The sequence below is a fragment of the Pseudomonas sp. NFACC16-2 genome (assembly GCF_900119205.1).
In the GTDB taxonomy this organism is placed as follows: Bacteria; Pseudomonadota; Gammaproteobacteria; order Pseudomonadales; family Pseudomonadaceae; genus Aquipseudomonas; species Aquipseudomonas fluorescens_Q.
Genome location: NZ_FPIX01000014.1, coordinates 58,882 through 75,050, shown reverse-complemented (window position 1 = coordinate 75,050; position 16,169 = coordinate 58,882). Strand labels below are relative to the sequence as shown.

Sequence of the window (16,169 nt, the reverse complement as noted above, 5' to 3'; positions counted from 1 at the left end):
CGAAAACAACAATAAGGAAAACCACCATGCGCCGCCCGCTGTTCAAACCGGCCCTGCTCTGCCAAGTCCTTGCCCTGGGTGCTGTTCTGCTGGCTGCCGGCCCCGCCGCCGCCAGCATCGCCTGGGTCTCCAACGAGAAGGACAACAGCCTGAGCCTGATCGACATGCAGAGCCTGGAAGTCATCGAGACCCTGCCGGTTGGCCAGCGCCCCCGGGGCCTGCTGCTGTCCCACGACAATCGCCTGCTGTACATCTGCGCCAGCGACTCGGACCGGGTCCAGGTGATGGACGTCGCCACCCGCAAGATCATCAAGGAACTGCCTTCCGGCAAGGACCCGGAGCAGTTCGCCCTGCACCCCAACGACCGCTGGCTGTACGTCTCCAACGAAGACGATGCCCTGGTCACGGTGATCGACACCCAGACTTCCGAAGTGCTGGGCCAGATCGGCGTGGGTGTCGAACCCGAAGGCATGGCCGTCAGCCCTGACGGCAAGTGGGCGGTCAACACCAGTGAAACCACGAACATGCTGCACTGGATCGACACCAGTACCCAGACCCTGGCCGACAACACCCTGGTGGACCAGCGGCCACGTTTCGTCGAGTTCAATCGCGACGGTACGCAGCTCTGGGCCTCGGCGGAGATCGGCGGCACGTTGACCGTACTCGACGTCGCCACGCGCCAGGTGCTCAAGACCCTGACGTTCCAGATCAAGGGCGTGCACCCGGACAAGGTCCAACCGGTGGGCATCAAGCTCAGCGCCGACGGCAAACTGGCGTTCGTCGCCCTGGGCCCGGCCAACCATGTGGCGGTGATCGACGCCAAGACCTTCGAAGTGCTGGATTACCTGCTGGTGGGCCGACGGGTCTGGCAACTGGCGTTCACCCCGGACCAGAAGCAGCTGCTGGCGACCAACGGCGTCAGCGGCGATGTCTCGGTGATCGATGTAGAGAGCCGCAAGGTCCTGAAATCGGTGAAAGTCGGGCGCTACCCTTGGGGCGTGGTGGTCACGCCATGAACGCCCTGGAGGTCAGCGACCTGAGTTTTGCCTATGGCGCGCGCGAAGCTCTCAAGCAGATGAACTTCAGCCTGCCCGCAGGCCGTTTCGCCGCGCTGCTGGGTCCCAACGGTGCCGGCAAGTCGACGCTGATCGCCCTGCTCACACGCCTGTACGACCTGCAACGTGGCGAGATCCACATCGGCGGTCATTCCCTGCAGAAATCACCAAGACCGGCCCTGCGCCAGTTGGGTGTGGTGTTCCAACAGAGCACCCTGGACCTGGACCTGAGCATTGAACAGAATCTGCGCTATCACTTGGCGCTGCACGGTTTTTCGCGGCGCCAGGGCAGCACCCGCATCGACGCCGAACTGACCCGCCAGGACCTGGCGGAGCGCCGCCACGAGCGGGTACGCGACCTCAACGGAGGCCATCGACGCCGGGTTGAGATCGCCCGCGCCCTGCTCCACGAACCGCACTTGCTGCTGCTCGACGAACCCAGCGTCGGCCTCGATCCGGCCAGCCGCCTCGCCCTGGGGCTGCACATCCGGCAACTGTGCAGCGAGCAAGGCATCAGCGTGCTCTGGACCACTCACTTGCTCGACGAAGTGCAGCCCAGCGACGACCTGTTGATCGTGCACCAGGGCCGTCTGGTCGCCAGCGGACAGGCCGACGCGGTGAGCCTGGAACACGGGGGCACCCTCGGTTCGGCCTTCACCCACTTGACCGCCACGGGAGTCCGGCCATGAATGCGTACTGGCAATGTTTCAGCGGCATCGTGACGCGCGAATGGCTGCGCTTCGTGCTGCAACGCACACGGCTGCTCAGTGCCCTGGTACGGCCCCTGCTGTGGCTGCTGGTGTTCGCCGCCGGTTTTCGCGCGGCACTGGGCATCGCCATCATCGCGCCCTACGACACCTACATCCCCTACGAGGTGTATATCGTGCCTGGGCTGGCCTGCATGATCCTGTTGTTCAACGGCATGCAGGGCTCGCTGTCGATGGTCTACGACCGGGAGATGGGCAGCATGCGCGTGTTGCTCACCAGCCCCTTGCCCCGGGCGTTCCTGCTGGCGAGCAAGTTGTTGGCGACCTCGCTGATCTCGCTGTTGCAGGTCTATGCCTTTCTCGCTATCGCCTGGCTGTACGGCATCCAGCCGCCGACCATGGGCCTGCTGCTGGCCCTGCCGGCCCTGTTACTGGTGGCCCTGATGCTCAGCGCCCTGGGCTTGCTGCTGTCCAATGCCATCCGGCAACTGGAAAACTTCGCCGGGGTGATGAATTTCGTGATCTTCCCGATGTTCTTCCTGTCTTCGGCGCTGTACCCGCTGTGGAAAATGCAGGAAGCCAGCCCTTGGCTGTACTGGCTTTGCTCGGTCAGCCCGTTCACCCACGGCGTGGAGTTGGTGCGTTTTGCGCTGTACGAGCAGTTCAACCTGCTGGCGATGGCGGTGTGCGTGGGGTTGACCCTGGTGTTCGCCCTGTTGGCGGTGTGGACGTTCAATCCGCAGCATGCGGCGTTGCGCAAGGCCAATTGAATTGCCCCATCCCCATATCCCACAAGGGTTTTGTGCAGGCCCTATGGCCAAAATTACTACTTTAGTACTGGTTTTCCTGTCTATGGTCGCATTCACAAGACCTCGACCCTGGCATGTAATGGGCGCATAACAAAAAGGATAAATCCTATGCCCCGTTTGCTGGCGATCCTCCTGCTGGGCCTGACGCTGAATGTCGCGCAGGCCGATACCGCGCTGTTTTCGGCGCAGGGTTATCGCATCGCCCAATACCGCAGCCCGACGCCCGCCACTGTCGACGGCGCCCAGACCCTCGATACCCAGGCCCTGCAACGGCTGCTCGAACAAGCCTCGCCCCCGGTGCTGATCGACGTTTATCGCCGGCCGTGGGTCCAAGGGCGTTTCATCGACAACGAACCCCACGCCAACCTCCCTGGCAGCCTGTGGCTGGCCAATACCGGTGACGGCGACCTCGACCCGACCTGGCAGGACTACTTCAGCCATCACCTGCGCACGGCCACCGGCGGGCGGTTGGATTCACCGTTGGTCTTTTATTGCCGCGCCGATTGCTGGCTGAGCTGGAACGCGGTAAAACGCGCCGCTGCCATGGGCTATAACCATGTGTACTGGTATCGCGATGGCCTCGATGCCTGGGAGGCGGCCAACCTGCCCCTGCAAGCGGCCCGGCCCGAACCTTTTCCCTGATCTTGCAAGAAGTGCGTGCAACTGCCCTGCCCCACACGACAATAACGAGGTGAATGGCCATGTATAAAATCCTGATAGCCGACGATCACCCACTGTTTCGCGAAGCCATCCACAACGTCATCAGCGACGGTTTTCCTGGCAGCGAGGTCATGGAGACCGCCGACCTGGACAGCGCCCTGGCCTTGACTGCCGAGCACGACGACCTGGACCTGATCCTGCTGGACCTGAACATGCCCGGCATGCACGGGCTCAATGGCCTGATCAACCTGCGCAACGAGGCACCGACCATCCCCGTGGTGATTGTCTCCGCCGAGCAGGACAAACAGGTGGTGCTGCAGGCCATCACCTATGGTGCGGTGGGCTTCATCACCAAATCCTCGCCACGCTCGCAGATGACTGACGCGATCGAGCAGATCCTCAACGGCAACGTGTACCTGCCGCCCGACATCATTCGCACGCAAAAAAGCCCGATGGGCCGCCGCCTGAACGAAACCCCGGCGTTCCCGCCGGAACTGCTCCAGGCCTTGACCCGCAAGCAACTGCTGGTGCTCGAACGCATGACCAAGGGCGAGTCGAACAAACAGATCGCCTACACCCTGGACATCGCCGAAACCACGGTCAAGGCCCACGTCTCGGCGATCCTGCGCAAACTCAACGTGCACAATCGGGTGCAGGCGATCCTCAGTGCCGGGGATATTGATTTCGGGGCTTATTTGCGGCGCTGAACCGGTCCCCCTGTTTGGACCGGGGGACACGGTTAACACTTTCCTGTGGCGAGGGGATTTATCCCCGTTGGGGCGCGAAGCGGCCCTAAAACCTAACAATTTAGTACGTCTGACAGATCCTGGGGCTGCTTCGCAGCCCAACGGGGATAAATCCCCTCGCCACAAACGGTGTCCGACTCAATGGTTCGGGAGCTGGCCCAACAGATGACTCATCGCAATCTTGAGCTTCATCGGCCGCACCGGCTTGTGCATCAGGGTGTGCCCGCGTTCGCGGATCTGCTGCTTGAGTTCGTTGCTGTAGTTGGCGGTGATCATCATGGCCGGGATCGGTGAGGCCCGGCGGGCGTTGATCCTGGCCACCGCATCGACGCCGTTCTGATCGTTGTCCAGATGATAATCGGCGATCAACAAGTCGGCCTCGGCATGGTAGTTGTCCACTTGGCGGGCCAGGTCCTGTTCCGACAACGCGGTCACTACCTGGCAACCCCAGCCCTCCAGCAACGTACGCATGCCAGCGCAGATCGCCGCATCGTTATCCAGCACCCAGACCCGCGCCCCGCGCAGGCGTTCGAGCATCGGCTCGCTCATGTCCACGCACGGCAGCGGCTTGGGCGCGGTGGCGCTCAGCGGCACGTCGATGGAGAACATCGAGCCCTTGCCCGGCCAAGAGCGCACCTGGATCCGGTGCCCGAGGATCCCGGCGATTTTTTCGACAATCGCCAGGCCCAGGCCCAACCCACGGTCCTGATTCGGGCGTTGCACGTCGCCACGCTTGAACTCCTGGAATATTTCCTCGAGGCGGTTCTCGGCAATGCCGATGCCGCTGTCCCAGACCTGGATCGACACGCGCTGGCGGTGTCGCCGGCAACCCAGCACCACGCGCCCGCTGGGGGTGTAACGAATGGCGTTGCTCAGCAGGTTACGCAGGATCCGCGCGAGCAATTGCATGTCGCTGCGCACCAGCACCGAACAACCGACAAAGTGCAGCTCCAGCCCTTCGCTGCGGGCGATCTGGGCGTATTCGGCGGCCAGGTTGTCGAGCAGCTCGCTGAGGCCGAACGGCGCGACGTCGGCCTTGATCACCCCGGCGTCCAGCTTGGAGATGTCCACCAGGGTGCCCAGCAGGTTCTCCACGTCCTGCAGCGAATTGCTGACGTTGCGCACCAGTTGCGCGTTGGCGACCGGCTCGCGGCGCTCAAGCAAGGCACTGGTGAACAGCCGGGCGGCGTTGAGCGGTTGCAGCAGGTCATGGCTGACCGCTGCGAGAAACTTGGTCTTCGACAGGTTGGCCTGCTCGGCCTCGCGCTTGGCCTCCCGCAGGCGCAATTCCACCCGGCTGCGTTCGTCGATCTCGCGCAGCAACTGGTCATTGAGCGTGGTCAGTTCGGCGGTGCGCTCCTGGACCCGCTGTTCCAGGTTCTGGTAGGCCTGGTGCAGCGCTTCGGCGGTGCGCCGGCGTTCGGTGATGTCGCGGATCAGCACGAAAATCCCCACCACTTCACCGTTGGCCAGGCGGTTGGGTACATAGGAGCGCAGCATGTAGCGCTCCTGGTTGTTGATGTTGGTCTCGGCGAACTCGAACGTCACGCTCTCACCCGCCAACGCCCGGGCCACGTAGGCTTCCAGGCGCTGGTAATGCTGCTCGCTGTGGGCCTCGCGCAGGCTCTGGCCGAGCATCACACCACGGGGCCAGCAATACCATTGCTCGTAGACCTTGTTGGTGAACTCGTAGACCAGGTCGGCGTTGAGGTAGGCGATCAGCGCCGGCACATGGTCGGTGATCAGGCGAATCCAGCGTTCGCTTTCGCTCAGCGCCTCGGCGTGCTGGTAGCGTTCGGTGATGTCGGTGAAGGTGTTGACGTAGCCGCCAGTGGGCAAGGGATGCGTACGGATCTCCAGGACCCGGCCATCGGACAGGCGCTGCTCGGATTCGTGGATCAGCCGGCCGTTGCTGTCGCGGCTGGCCGGGGTCAGCAGTTGCAGCTCACTGTCGGCAATCACTTCGTTGAACGGCCGGTGGGCCGCTACCGGCGCCAGGCCGCTGAGCTCGAGGAAGCGTCGGTTCCACAGCTCCAGCACGCCCTGGGCATTGACCATCGCCACGCCCTGGGACAGGTTGTCCACCGCCCGCTGCAACAAATGGGATTTCTGCGCGATGGCCTGCTCGCGACGCACGGTTTCGCTGAGCTTGACGTCGGTGATGTCGGTAAACAGGATCACCCGCCCGCCTTCCTGGGTCGGCCGCTCGCTGACTTGCAGCCAACGCCCGTTCTGCAAGCGATACAACACGTGCTCGTCGGCCTGGCCCCGGGGTTCTTCGCTGAACAGCCCGTTAGCGGTCATCAAGCGTTTGACCTCGGAAAGGCGCATGCCGGCGATGATGCGCACCCGGCTGTTGGCCCAGAAGGCCTTGAAACGGCTGTTGAACAGGACGATGCGTTGCTGCTCGTCGAACAGCACAAACGCGTCGGAGATGCTTTCGATGGCATCGATCAGGTGTCGATGGGCGGTTTCCGCCCGCAGCCGCGCCTCGCCCAGCAAGTGATTGCCGGCCTTGAGCTCGGCCATGGCCTGGTTCAACGCATCGGTGCGCTCGCGCACCTGCTCGGCCAGCACCACCGAGTGCTGGAACGCCGCGTACGGGTCGTTGCCCCGAGTTACGCCGGACTCCACCCGTTCGATCAGCGCCTCATTGATGCGCCGCAACTTGCGGTTTTCATGCTGCAGGGCAGCGAGCTGGGCCTGCAGCTCAGCGATGGCCGGGGACGCGATGTCGGGCAATGGCAACTCCGGTGAACGTCTGGTTGATATGCATGCCATTGAACTGTTCTCCATAGGTGTTGAACCCCATCACCCGTTGTTCGCGCAGGAACTGACCGATCTGCTCCAGGCCGCCGCGATCTTCCAGCTCCAGGCGCCGGAGAAAGCAATCGCAGCCGATGGTCAGCAGCAAGTCGCCGAGGCGTGCCTGCAAACCGTCGAACAGCGTTTGCAGGTTGTGCAGCAAGGGCCCGGGAGTCATGGCGGTGAGCACGATGCCGTTCTCCACCGCACAGTAGAAACTCAGGCTCAGGTCCGGGTGCACCTGCTGGATGGCGCGCACGTAGTACTGGTCGTTGATGCGCACCGCCAGTGGATGGGCGGCGAAGACCCGGTAGTCGAGGGCGCTCACCGGCACGCCGATGTGCCGGGCGTATTCTTCGGCGGCGGGTTCGGCGTTGAGCTCGTAGACCCGTCGCGAGGCGCTGTCGGCGCCGGTCACCACCAGCTTCTCCTCCCGGGGCAGGATGTGATGGGTGGTGAAGACTTCGAATTCCAGCCAGGTGTTGATCAGCACCACCACGGCCGCGCCACTGTGGAACTGGCCTTCGAAGTACACGTGGGTGTGAGTCAGGTAGTTGTCATCGCCGGCCGACCCGCCGAAATGCGGGATGTCCCCCAGCGCGGCGCTCAAGGCCGCCAGCACCATTTCCTCTCGGCTGGACAGGCCATCGAGCAGGGTCAAGGCGAAGCTGTGGCCCTTGATCGGCGCCAGGGCGTTGCTGCGACAACCGCTCGCCAGACGTTCGACCATTTGCTGGGCGTCGATCAGGCTGAAGTGCTCCATCTCGCCGATCAGTTCGGCGGCGATGGAAAAGTGCCGGTGATCGAAACCCACCGCCGTCACGCAGTTGCGACCATAACCTTGCGCGGTGATTTCACCGGCGCTGGTACAGCCCACCAGGCGAATCCCACCGAAACTCTGGGACAGCGCCTGGCCCAGGGCCGGCAAGTCATATTCGGCGGAACAGAAAAACAGCACGAAGCCCAGGTGCGGGTGCAGCAACTGCCGCGCCAACTCCTGGGCCACCTGCTGGACGTCCGTCGCCTGGGACATGGCGCTCACCACACCTTCGCTCTGGGCCTGCTGCATCTTCGCCTCCGACGGGTGCGTGATAGGAGCCCTGAGTGTACGAAGCCGCGTCGAGTCGACGTATGCTACTTGGGTAGCGGGTGGACGCTTCCATGGGATGAGAAGATCGGCGCACACGACGCCGCCGCCTACTTCTACGCCCCTGATATGGACTACCTTTGTGGCGAGGGAGCTTGCTCCCGCTGGGTTGCGCAGCAGCCCCAAGCAAATTGAATGCAGTCAACCTGACACAGCGCGCTGTCAAGTCTCAGGGCTGCTTCGCAGCCCAGCGGGGCGGTGCGACGTTTCGCTAAATCCCCTCACCACAAAGGCGGTTCGGTGTGCAGGCAATGTCAGTGACTCATCGGCGACATGGCGGTTGCCTGCCCCAGCAGTTCCTGATCGATGTCTTCCAGGCGCAGCACCCGGCCGCCGGTATCGCTAGCGAGTTTTTGTGCCGCCTGGGGGTCGGAGAACGAAGCCAGGACAACGCCCATGGCGCCCTTGAGCCCGCTGCCGATGACGAAGTAGGCGGTCCGGGCGTCGATCAGGAGGGCATCATCCGGTGTGTCCCAATGGCTGCGGCCCATGTCGTGGACATACAGCTTGACGTCGGCCCGATGGTTTTCCGGCTGCAACCACCAGCCCAGCATCTCCGCCGGCGAGCAGAATTTCTTTACGCCCCCTGCCCCGACCGCCGCGCCCTTGGGCCCGGGAAAGTCAGTGATGACCATGCCGCACACATGGCACTCGTCACCGGGATGGAACGCCAGCGCCGCCTCGCTGGCCGCAGGTGACTCGGCTTTGCCGCAGGCTGCCAGTGCCAGGCACATCAACACCCCGATCCAAAGGCGACCCGCCTTGAAATACACCCTGTTCATCGTTGCATGCTCCCTTATCAAGATTGAAATTCACGGGCATCGGCGATTGAACAACCGATAGGCCAGCCACAACGGCACCGCCATCCACAGGCCCAGGCACAGCCAGAGCAAAGGCGCCGACACCGGCAGGTCGCTGCCCAGGGTCAGCACCGCGGCGCCGCTGGACGCCGCATCGAACCCGGACAGGTTGATCAGCCGATACACGTCGGTAGGGTTGAACAGCAGCAGCCATGGCAACAGTTCCGGGCTGAAGCGCCCTTCGCTCAGCACCAGCAATGCCAGCAACGCCAGGTCGAACACCAGCACGAAGAAAAACCACACCCCCAGCGCCAATCCGGCCGCGGTGGATTTCTCTGCCGACAAGCTGCTCAGCACATAGGCCAACCCGAGGAACACCCAGCCCAGCAGCGTGCTGGACACCATGAAGCGACCGAAGGCCCAGAGCAGCAGGCTCAACTGGACATCGTCCACCCACAGGGCGATAGCGAGCATCGCGCAGCCAAAACCGATGAAGGTGGCCAGGGCCAGGATCAAGCCATGCCCCACAAACTTGCCCAGCAGCAATTGTCCGCGGCCCAACGGGTAAGTCAGCAACAGCAGCAAGGTGCCGCTCTCCTCTTCGCCGACAATCGCGTCATAGGCCAACAGCAAGGCAATCAGCGGCATCAGGAAGGTCGCCAGGCTGGACAGGCTCGCCACCGTGGCCGGCACCGAGGTGAACCCCAGTTGACCGGACGCCGCCGCGCCGAGCCAGGCGATGCCGATCGCCAGCACCGCGAACAACAGACTGATCGCCAACAACCAGCGATTGCGCAGGCCATCGCTGAATTCCTTGCGGGCCATGTTCCAGACCGGATTCATAGGCGGGTCTCCTCGGCCGCGGCACGGACCATGTAATGACGGTACAAATCCTCCAGCGACGGCGGCTTGATCTCGACATCTGACGGGTCATCCTGGGCCAGCAGTTGGCGCAGCAATTTAAGCTTGCTGCCATCCGGCGCGGACACCTGCACCCCTTCGGCGCCCCAGCCTTGGGTGGCGTGCCCTTCGCTGCGCCAATGCTGGCGAAGCCAATCGGCCCGCGACAGGCCCGAGGCGCGGATCAACGTCGGCAACCCGGCGTCTTCCCTCAGGCGGGCCAGGCTGCCCAGGGCCAACAGGCGCCCCCGGGTGAGAATCGCGGCGCGGTTGATGTGAGCTTCCACGCCAGGCAGGACATGAGAACAGAGAATGATGCTGGTGCCCTGCCAACGCAGGCGGTCGAGCAACTGATAGAGGTCCTGGGTGGCGATGGGGTCCAGGCCCACGGTCGGCTCATCCAGCAATAACAGGCGCGGTTGGCCGAGCAGCGCCTGGGCCAGGCCGAGACGCTGGCGCATGCCCTTGGAATACGTCTTCACGCGCCGTGTCGCGGCACCCGCCAGCCCGACCTCTTCCAGCAAACGCTGCACCTGCTCCGGTGCAGCGCCTTTGAGCCGGGCAAAATGGCGCAAGGTTTCCAGCCCGCTCAATTGCGGATAGAACATCACGTTCTCGGGCAGATAACCGAGCATCTGCCGCACGCTCGGGTCGCTGGGCGTGCGGCCGAAGACACGCACCTGCCCCTCGCTGGCCCGCAGCAAACCGAGGATCAGCTTCATCGTGGTGGTCTTGCCCGCACCGTTGTGCCCGAACAGGCCGAGCACTTCGCCCTGGGCCAGGTTCAAGTCCAGCCCGCGCAGCACGGCGGTATCGCCATAGTATTGGCTGACGCCTTCGATCTCGACGACGTTCAAGACGCGTCCTCCTGGGCACTGTTGCGTGGCGGGGGCTGGACAGGCGTTTCCATCAGCGGATGGCTGTCCATCACTCCGGGGGATTTCATCACCGGGAAGGCTCGCTGCACCCAACGCAGCAGTTCGATCCCCGGGCTGTTCATCAAAAAGCGCACCTGGGGATACAGCCACAGCAGGCGATCGACGTTGTCGTTGGGCTCATAGGCGACATCGCCCAAGCCATCGCCATTGCGATCCCAACCCAGGTAGTCGCTCCAGTAATTGCCGCGGCCATCCACCGACCATTCCTGCAACCGCGTGGCCACGTATTTGACCTGGCGCTGGTTATGGACGAAGGCATTGCCGGCGATGCGGTTATCCTCCGAGCCCGCCGTCAGGTGGATACCCACGGCGCTGCGCTCGAAATGGTTGCCTTCGATGCGGTTGAACAATGAGTTGTAGATGAACAGGGCCTTGCCCTCGGCGCCGGTGATCATGGTGTCGCCGGTGGACCCGTCGCGCACGTCGGTGACGAAGTTGTCGCGCAGGGTCGAATAGGTGATGTAGTTCATCAGGATCCCGTAGTTCTGATCCTGTTCGGAGCGATTGCCGATGACCGTCAACTGGCGGCTTTGCATCAAGGCATAACCGGTGCGGGTACGCCGGGTGACGTTATCCAGCAGGCGGTTATCGTTGGCGAACATGTAATGCACGCCGTAGCGCAGGTCCTCCAGGACATTGCCCTGGAGCAGGTTGCCGCTGGAGGTGTCGATGTAGATGCCATCGCGGGTTTCGCGCACCTGGTTACCGATGACCCGGGCGCCGTGTACGGCATACAAATGGATGCCATTGCCACGGTCCTGGGAGCGCAGGCTGGGGTCGCCCTGGATGCGGTTGTCGATCAGGCTGACGTCCCGCGTGCCATCGACCCAGATACCGAAGCCCTGGCCCTGCATCCGGTTGCCACGCACCACCGCGCCTTGGGCAACCGGTTGGATGAACACGGCCGCGTTCATGGCCGTCAGGTCGTGCCCCCAGTCCAGGAACGTACATCCCTGGACCCGCACGTTCGGGGCGCGAATGATCACGCCATTGCCCTCGCCCAGGCCCTGGAATACCGCATCCGGCGCACACGTGAGGGTCATGGGCTGGTCGATGCTGAACGAGCCCCGGTACTGGCCTGCAGGCAGGCGCCATTGCTGGTCGCCCTCGGCCTGCAACGGCAAATCGGTGATCGGCTGCGGCGCGCCGAGCACGCCACCCGACAGCAGGCTGAACACCAGGGCAATGACCAGTCGACGAGCGTTTGGATGCTGCATATTGCCGGTCATTGCGCCTGTCTCCCTAATGAATGACTCAGGCCTTTTCAACCAGCATGCGCCCGACCATCTCCATGTGCAGCGCGTGGCAGAACCAGCTGCAGTAGTACCAGTGCAAGCCGGCCTTGTCGGCAGTGAAGGTGATCGACGAGGTCTGTTGCGGGCTGATCTCCATACTGGCGCCGTGGTTGGTCATGACAAAACCATGAGTGACGTCTTCGATCTGGTCGATATTGGTGATGGTCACCGTCACCTCGTTGCCTTGCTTGACGGTGAACTCCGTCAGGCCATAGGCCGGCGCCATCGACGTCATGTACACCCGCACCTTGTTGCCGTCGCGGATGACCTTGTTGTCGGTTTCCAGGTTGATGCCGTCCTTCTTCGCCCGGGCCACGGTGTCGGCGAAAAACGGATCGTTGCGGTTCCAGATCTTCTGGGTCTTGATCTGATCGCGCCGCGCGAGAATGCAATCGTGCGGTTCGGCGAACGCCGGGCCGTCGTGCACCAGCTTCATTTCTTCACCGGAAATGTCGATCAGTTGATCGTTCTCCGGGTGCAGCGGGCCGGTGGGCAGGAAGCGGTCCTTGGAGAACTTGCACAACACCACCAGCCACTTGCCGTCCGCCTCGCTGGTTTCGGTGAGAGACGCATGGTTGTGGCCAGGCTGGTATTGGACGTCGAGTTTCTGCTTGATGTAATTGATCTTTTCGCCCTTGTAGGCGCGGATGGCCTCGTCCATGTTCCACTTCACCACCTGGCTGTCGATGAACAAGGTGGTGTAGGCATTGCCGCGCCCGTCGAACGTGGTGTGCAAAGGCCCGAGCCCCAATTCCGGCTCGGCGACGATCACTTCGCGTGGGTCCTTGAAGCGGTCGGCGAACAAATCGTCCAGGCGATCGATGGCGATCATCGAGACCGTAGGCGACAGCTTGCCGTTGGCGATGAAGTATTTGCCGTCCGATGAGGTATTGAGCCCGTGGGGGTTCTTCGGCACGGGAATGTAGCGGGTGAATTCGGAGTCCTTGCCATCGATCTTGCGGCCATCGACCACCGGCACCTTGGAGCCGTCCAGGTTGATGAACTTGCCGGCCTTGATCGCCGCCTCGATACGCGGGATGTTGAACACCACCACCCAGTCGCGCTCGTTGCGCATCATGCCGCCCAGGTCGTAGGCCTTCTCGGAGTTGTAGCAGGTGCTGGCGGCGTATTTGCCGGTGTAGTCAGCATCGGAGTTGTCCAGGTTGCCGTCGACGATCACCTGGAACGCCATTTCCATTTTCTCGGCATCGATGGCGTTGAACATCGTGAAGCTGTTTTTGTCCTGCAGGTCGAAGGTATGGCCGTCGTTGGGGTGCGGGATCACGAACTCAGCGTTGGCGAACACGTACTTGGTGTACGGCACCTTTTGCAGGCGCAGGCCGTGGATGGCTTGCACGTTGGGCACGGTGAGGATCTTGTCGCACTTCATGATGTCCAGGCGAATACGTGCGACCCGGGAGTTGGCCTTGTCGTTGATGAACAGGTATTTGCCGTCGTACTTGCCGTCCGTCATGGAGATGTGCGGGTGGTGGCAATCGCCGTTCTGGTACTTGGCGCTGTCGCCCAGGATGCGCTTGCTTTCGTTGGTCAGGCCCCAACCGGTGGCCGAGTCGACGTTGAACACCGGGATACGCATCAGCTCACGCATCGATGGCACACCCAGCACCCGCACCTCGCCCTGGTGGCCGCCGCTCCAGAAACCGTAGTATTCGTCCAGCTCCCCAGGCCCGACGTGAATCTTGGACTTGGCCTCCTTGGCCGCCGCAGCCCAGGACTCACGGGTGAACGTCCCGGCCCCCAGCGCCGTCGCGCCGGCCAGTACGGCACCGGTTACCGCGCCAGTGCCGAGAAAACTGCGCCGGCTGACACCCCTGGGCTCTTCCACCACGCCCGGGGTCTGGTTTTTTTTATCGCTCATGCTGTGTGCTCCATGAAGAATGAAACGGTCAAGGGACAGGCCATTGGGGTGCCTCAAGGCGCCGGGTTCACCTGCACCACGGGAATCAGTTGCGGATCGCTCACGGCCGCCTTGCCGCGCTTCTTGCGCTTGTTGATCAGCGGCGGGCATTTGTTTTCGTTGTGCCAGGTCATCTGGCAGTCGAGGCAGTAATGGCATTCGTTGGCATTGATCCGACCATCGGGATGAATCGCCTGGATCTCGCATTCCTTGGCGCACAGCTGGCAGGGGTTGCCACATTCCTTGCGACGCTTGAGCCAGTCGAACAGCCGCAGCCGGGTCGGCATTGCCAGGGCCGCGCCCAGCGGGCAGACGTAGCGGCAATAGACCTTGCGGGTAAACAGGTTGATCACCAGCAGGCCCACGGCGTACGCCACGAACCACCACTGGCGGTCGAACCTGAGGGTGATGGCGGTCTTGAAGGGTTCCACTTCGGCCAGCCGCTCGGCGGTGGCCATCGACTCCAGCGAAACGCCGAACAGCACCAGCAAAATGATGTACTTGATCGCCCAGAGCCGCTCATGCACGGCGAACGGCAATTCGTATTGGGGCACCTTGAGCTTGCGCGCCAGTTCGTTGATCAACTCCTGTAACGCGCCGAACGGACACAGCCAGCCGCAGAACACCCCACGCCCCCACAGCACAATGCTGCCGGCGGTGAACACCCAGAGAATGAAGATCAGCGGATCGGTGAGAAACAGTTCCCAGCGAAAGCCTTCGAACAAGGCGTGGACGAAGGTCAGCACGTTGACCACCGACAACTGCGCCAAGGCGTAGCCGCCCAGAAACACCACGGTAAAGACCAGGTAGCCGCGGCGCAGCCAGTGCAACAGCGTCGGCCGCCGGGCCAGTGAATCCTGGAAAAACAGGATCGCCGTCAGCACCAGCAGGGCTACGCCAAGCACGGTGATTTCGACACTTTTCTGATACCAGAGCGTCAGCCACATCGGCCGGCTCGCTTCTTCGGCGGCCGCCAGTTGCTCGGCGGTCGGCAATGGCCGCTCCAGGTAAGGCTCCGGCAACTGATAGGCCAGCTCGAAGCTGCTGAAAATACCGCTGACCGGCCCGGTCTGGCGGCGGATCAGTAGCTCCAGGCTCCAAGGCGAACCGGGGTCGAAACGGTGGGACGCGCGAACGATGAACACCGCCATTTCGTCGAACTCAGGCATGTCCTCGGCGGCCACGTCATCCAGGCGCTGGAAGTCCATGTCGCGGAAGCTGATGACGTCGCCGAACTGACGCACCAGCACCCGGTCGAAAATGCCGCCTCGCACGTAACCCGAGCCCTTGAAGGAATAGCGACCGCTGCCCATCACGGCAATGGCTTGTTCGCCGGGTTTGAGCTCGCTCATCAGCGTGCGATATTGCCCATCGCCCAACAGATTGCGGCCAATGGTGGGCGGGTTGAGGTGGGTGACGTACAGGTCGATGAACGTGTCGTCGGCCTGGGCGGCGCTGGCAACTTCGACCTGTTCGGCGTCGGTGCCTTTGAAGGTGGCGTCTACTTGACCGCGAGTCAGGTGCAGGCGCCGTACAGCGCCGTTGCCGGTCAGGGTCTTCCAGTCGGCGGGCTCGTAGATGTCCTCGCGCACACGAGCCGGCGCCACGGCCAACCCCGCATCGCCCTTGACCAGGCCCAGGGACACCGCGACATCGTGGGCAGCACGCATGATGACTTCGTTGACCACCATCGCCGTCACGGTAGCCCCGGCGATGGCATCCACGGTCACGGCATTCGGGTCGCTGGAATGCCCCACCACCACCCGCTGGTTGACCTTGATGCCGCTGTAGCGCGCGCTGAACGCGTGGAGTTTTTCTTCGGCGATGCCGATCAGCAGGATCGGCTCATGGTGTTCGAGCACATAGGCATCGAGAATCACCCCCGCAGGATCGAGAATGACCTGGACGTTGATCGGCTTGCCGGAATAGGCGGGAATGTCCACCACGTCCAGGCTCTGGAACACATAGCCCAGGACCTTGCCGGCAGCGGACAGCGTGCGCACCTTGAACCGCCCTTCGGGCTCGGAGATCGCGTCGGTCTGGCCCAGGACATGGTGGATGCGCTGTTGCGGGGTGTCGCCGTAGTCCTTGGCCTGGGCCAGGCCCGTGAACAACAGCAGGAAAACGAACAGTCCACGGAGCCAGAGGCGGGATAGGTGCAGCATCACAAAGGGAGGGGTCATGGACGCCTGGGCTTAAAGACAGGATCTTGGCGATCATGGTAGGGGCCGACCCCTTCTTCGGCCCTTGATTGAAATCAACTTGGGAAAAAACTTAAACCCTACTCAGTCTGTAGAAGCGGAACGCGGAGCGTGAGGAACGATCTTCCACAGCCCCCCCAACTTGCTCGTTCCCACGCTCTGCGTGGTAATGCATCCCGTGACGCTCT

Annotated in this window: 13 protein-coding genes; 5 read left to right on the top strand and 8 right to left on the bottom strand. The window is 62.8% G+C overall.

Going from position 1 to position 16,169, the window contains the following annotated elements; all coding sequences use genetic code 11:
* Positions 1-26: 26 nt before the first annotated feature.
* The 5 genes from BT116_RS14210 (at position 27) to BT116_RS14190 (ending at position 3,938) form a co-directional block, all read left to right on the top strand.
* Complete coding sequence (locus tag BT116_RS14210) at positions 27-1,016, top strand: YVTN family beta-propeller repeat protein (protein WP_063321454.1); 990 nt, start codon at positions 27-29, stop codon at positions 1,014-1,016.
* Positions 1,013-1,744, top strand: a complete 732-nt coding sequence (locus BT116_RS14205) for an ABC transporter ATP-binding protein (protein WP_072344753.1) — start codon at positions 1,013-1,015, stop codon at positions 1,742-1,744. The genes BT116_RS14210 and BT116_RS14205 overlap by 4 nt, the downstream gene beginning before the upstream one ends.
* Positions 1,741-2,532, top strand: a complete 792-nt coding sequence (locus tag BT116_RS14200; RefSeq protein ID WP_063321456.1) for an ABC transporter permease — start codon at positions 1,741-1,743, stop codon at positions 2,530-2,532. Before BT116_RS14205 ends, BT116_RS14200 begins: the two co-directional genes overlap by 4 nt.
* A gap of 147 nt (positions 2,533-2,679) precedes the next feature.
* On the top strand, positions 2,680-3,213 hold the full coding sequence (locus tag BT116_RS14195; protein ID WP_072344750.1) for a PQQ-dependent catabolism-associated CXXCW motif protein: 534 nt from the start codon (positions 2,680-2,682) through the stop codon (positions 3,211-3,213).
* 59 nt (positions 3,214-3,272) lie between these two features.
* Complete coding sequence (locus tag BT116_RS14190; protein ID WP_053122521.1) at positions 3,273-3,938, top strand: response regulator transcription factor; 666 nt, start codon at positions 3,273-3,275, stop codon at positions 3,936-3,938.
* Between the two features lie 177 nt (positions 3,939-4,115).
* Here the strand turns inward: BT116_RS14190 and nahK are convergent, their stop codons facing one another.
* The 8 genes from nahK to nosR form a co-directional block, all read right to left on the bottom strand.
* Positions 4,116-6,758: a hybrid sensor histidine kinase/response regulator NahK/ErcS' gene (gene nahK / locus BT116_RS14185; protein ID WP_083569145.1), complete on the bottom strand. Its 2,643-nt coding sequence runs from the start codon at positions 6,756-6,758 to the stop codon at positions 4,116-4,118.
* Positions 6,688-7,851 carry a nitric oxide-sensing protein NosP gene (gene nosP, locus BT116_RS14180; RefSeq protein WP_063321459.1) on the bottom strand — a complete coding sequence of 388 codons (1,164 nt, stop codon included), beginning with the start codon at positions 7,849-7,851 and terminating at the stop codon, positions 6,688-6,690. Before nosP ends, nahK begins: the two co-directional genes overlap by 71 nt.
* Before the next feature lie 332 nt (positions 7,852-8,183).
* Entirely contained in the window at positions 8,184-8,711 is a 528-nt protein-coding gene (locus BT116_RS14175; protein ID WP_072344745.1) for a nitrous oxide reductase accessory protein NosL, read from the bottom strand.
* Positions 8,712-8,741: 30 nt separating this feature from the next.
* Complete coding sequence (locus BT116_RS14170; protein WP_072344742.1) at positions 8,742-9,572, bottom strand: ABC transporter permease; 831 nt, start codon at positions 9,570-9,572, stop codon at positions 8,742-8,744.
* Entirely contained in the window at positions 9,569-10,486 is a 918-nt protein-coding gene (locus BT116_RS14165; RefSeq protein WP_072344740.1) for an ABC transporter ATP-binding protein, read from the bottom strand. The genes BT116_RS14170 and BT116_RS14165 overlap by 4 nt, the downstream gene beginning before the upstream one ends.
* Positions 10,483-11,796, bottom strand: coding sequence for a nitrous oxide reductase family maturation protein NosD (locus BT116_RS14160; RefSeq protein WP_072344737.1), 1,314 nt, complete (start codon positions 11,794-11,796; stop codon positions 10,483-10,485). Before BT116_RS14160 ends, BT116_RS14165 begins: the two co-directional genes overlap by 4 nt.
* A gap of 25 nt (positions 11,797-11,821) precedes the next feature.
* Positions 11,822-13,741: a TAT-dependent nitrous-oxide reductase gene (gene nosZ / locus BT116_RS14155; protein WP_072344735.1), complete on the bottom strand. Its 1,920-nt coding sequence runs from the start codon at positions 13,739-13,741 to the stop codon at positions 11,822-11,824.
* A gap of 53 nt (positions 13,742-13,794) precedes the next feature.
* Positions 13,795-15,963 carry a transcriptional regulator NosR gene (nosR, locus tag BT116_RS14150; RefSeq protein WP_256572570.1) on the bottom strand — a complete coding sequence of 723 codons (2,169 nt, stop codon included), beginning with the start codon at positions 15,961-15,963 and terminating at the stop codon, positions 13,795-13,797.
* Between the last annotated feature and the right edge of the window lie 206 nt (positions 15,964-16,169).

What these genes read in the sequence shown, in the direction of transcription:
- BT116_RS14210 (WP_063321454.1), top strand. Translation starts at nt 27, where the DNA reads ATGCGCCGCCCGCTGTTCAAACCGGCCCTGCTCTGCCAAGTCCTTGCC.
- BT116_RS14205 (WP_072344753.1), top strand. Translation starts at nt 1,013, where the DNA reads ATGAACGCCCTGGAGGTCAGCGACCTGAGTTTTGCCTATGGCGCGCGC.
- BT116_RS14200 (WP_063321456.1), top strand. Translation starts at nt 1,741, where the DNA reads ATGAATGCGTACTGGCAATGTTTCAGCGGCATCGTGACGCGCGAATGG.
- BT116_RS14195 (WP_072344750.1), top strand. Translation starts at nt 2,680, where the DNA reads ATGCCCCGTTTGCTGGCGATCCTCCTGCTGGGCCTGACGCTGAATGTC.
- BT116_RS14190 (WP_053122521.1), top strand. Translation starts at nt 3,273, where the DNA reads ATGTATAAAATCCTGATAGCCGACGATCACCCACTGTTTCGCGAAGCC.
- nahK (WP_083569145.1), bottom strand. Translation starts at nt 6,758, where the DNA reads ATGGCATGCATATCAACCAGACGTTCACCGGAGTTGCCATTGCCCGAC.
- nosP (WP_063321459.1), bottom strand. Translation starts at nt 7,851, where the DNA reads ATGCAGCAGGCCCAGAGCGAAGGTGTGGTGAGCGCCATGTCCCAGGCG.
- BT116_RS14175 (WP_072344745.1), bottom strand. Translation starts at nt 8,711, where the DNA reads ATGAACAGGGTGTATTTCAAGGCGGGTCGCCTTTGGATCGGGGTGTTG.
- BT116_RS14170 (WP_072344742.1), bottom strand. Translation starts at nt 9,572, where the DNA reads ATGAATCCGGTCTGGAACATGGCCCGCAAGGAATTCAGCGATGGCCTG.
- BT116_RS14160 (WP_072344737.1), bottom strand. Translation starts at nt 11,796, where the DNA reads ATGACCGGCAATATGCAGCATCCAAACGCTCGTCGACTGGTCATTGCC.
- nosZ (WP_072344735.1), bottom strand. Translation starts at nt 13,741, where the DNA reads ATGAGCGATAAAAAAAACCAGACCCCGGGCGTGGTGGAAGAGCCCAGG.
- nosR (WP_256572570.1), bottom strand. Translation starts at nt 15,963, where the DNA reads ATGACCCCTCCCTTTGTGATGCTGCACCTATCCCGCCTCTGGCTCCGT.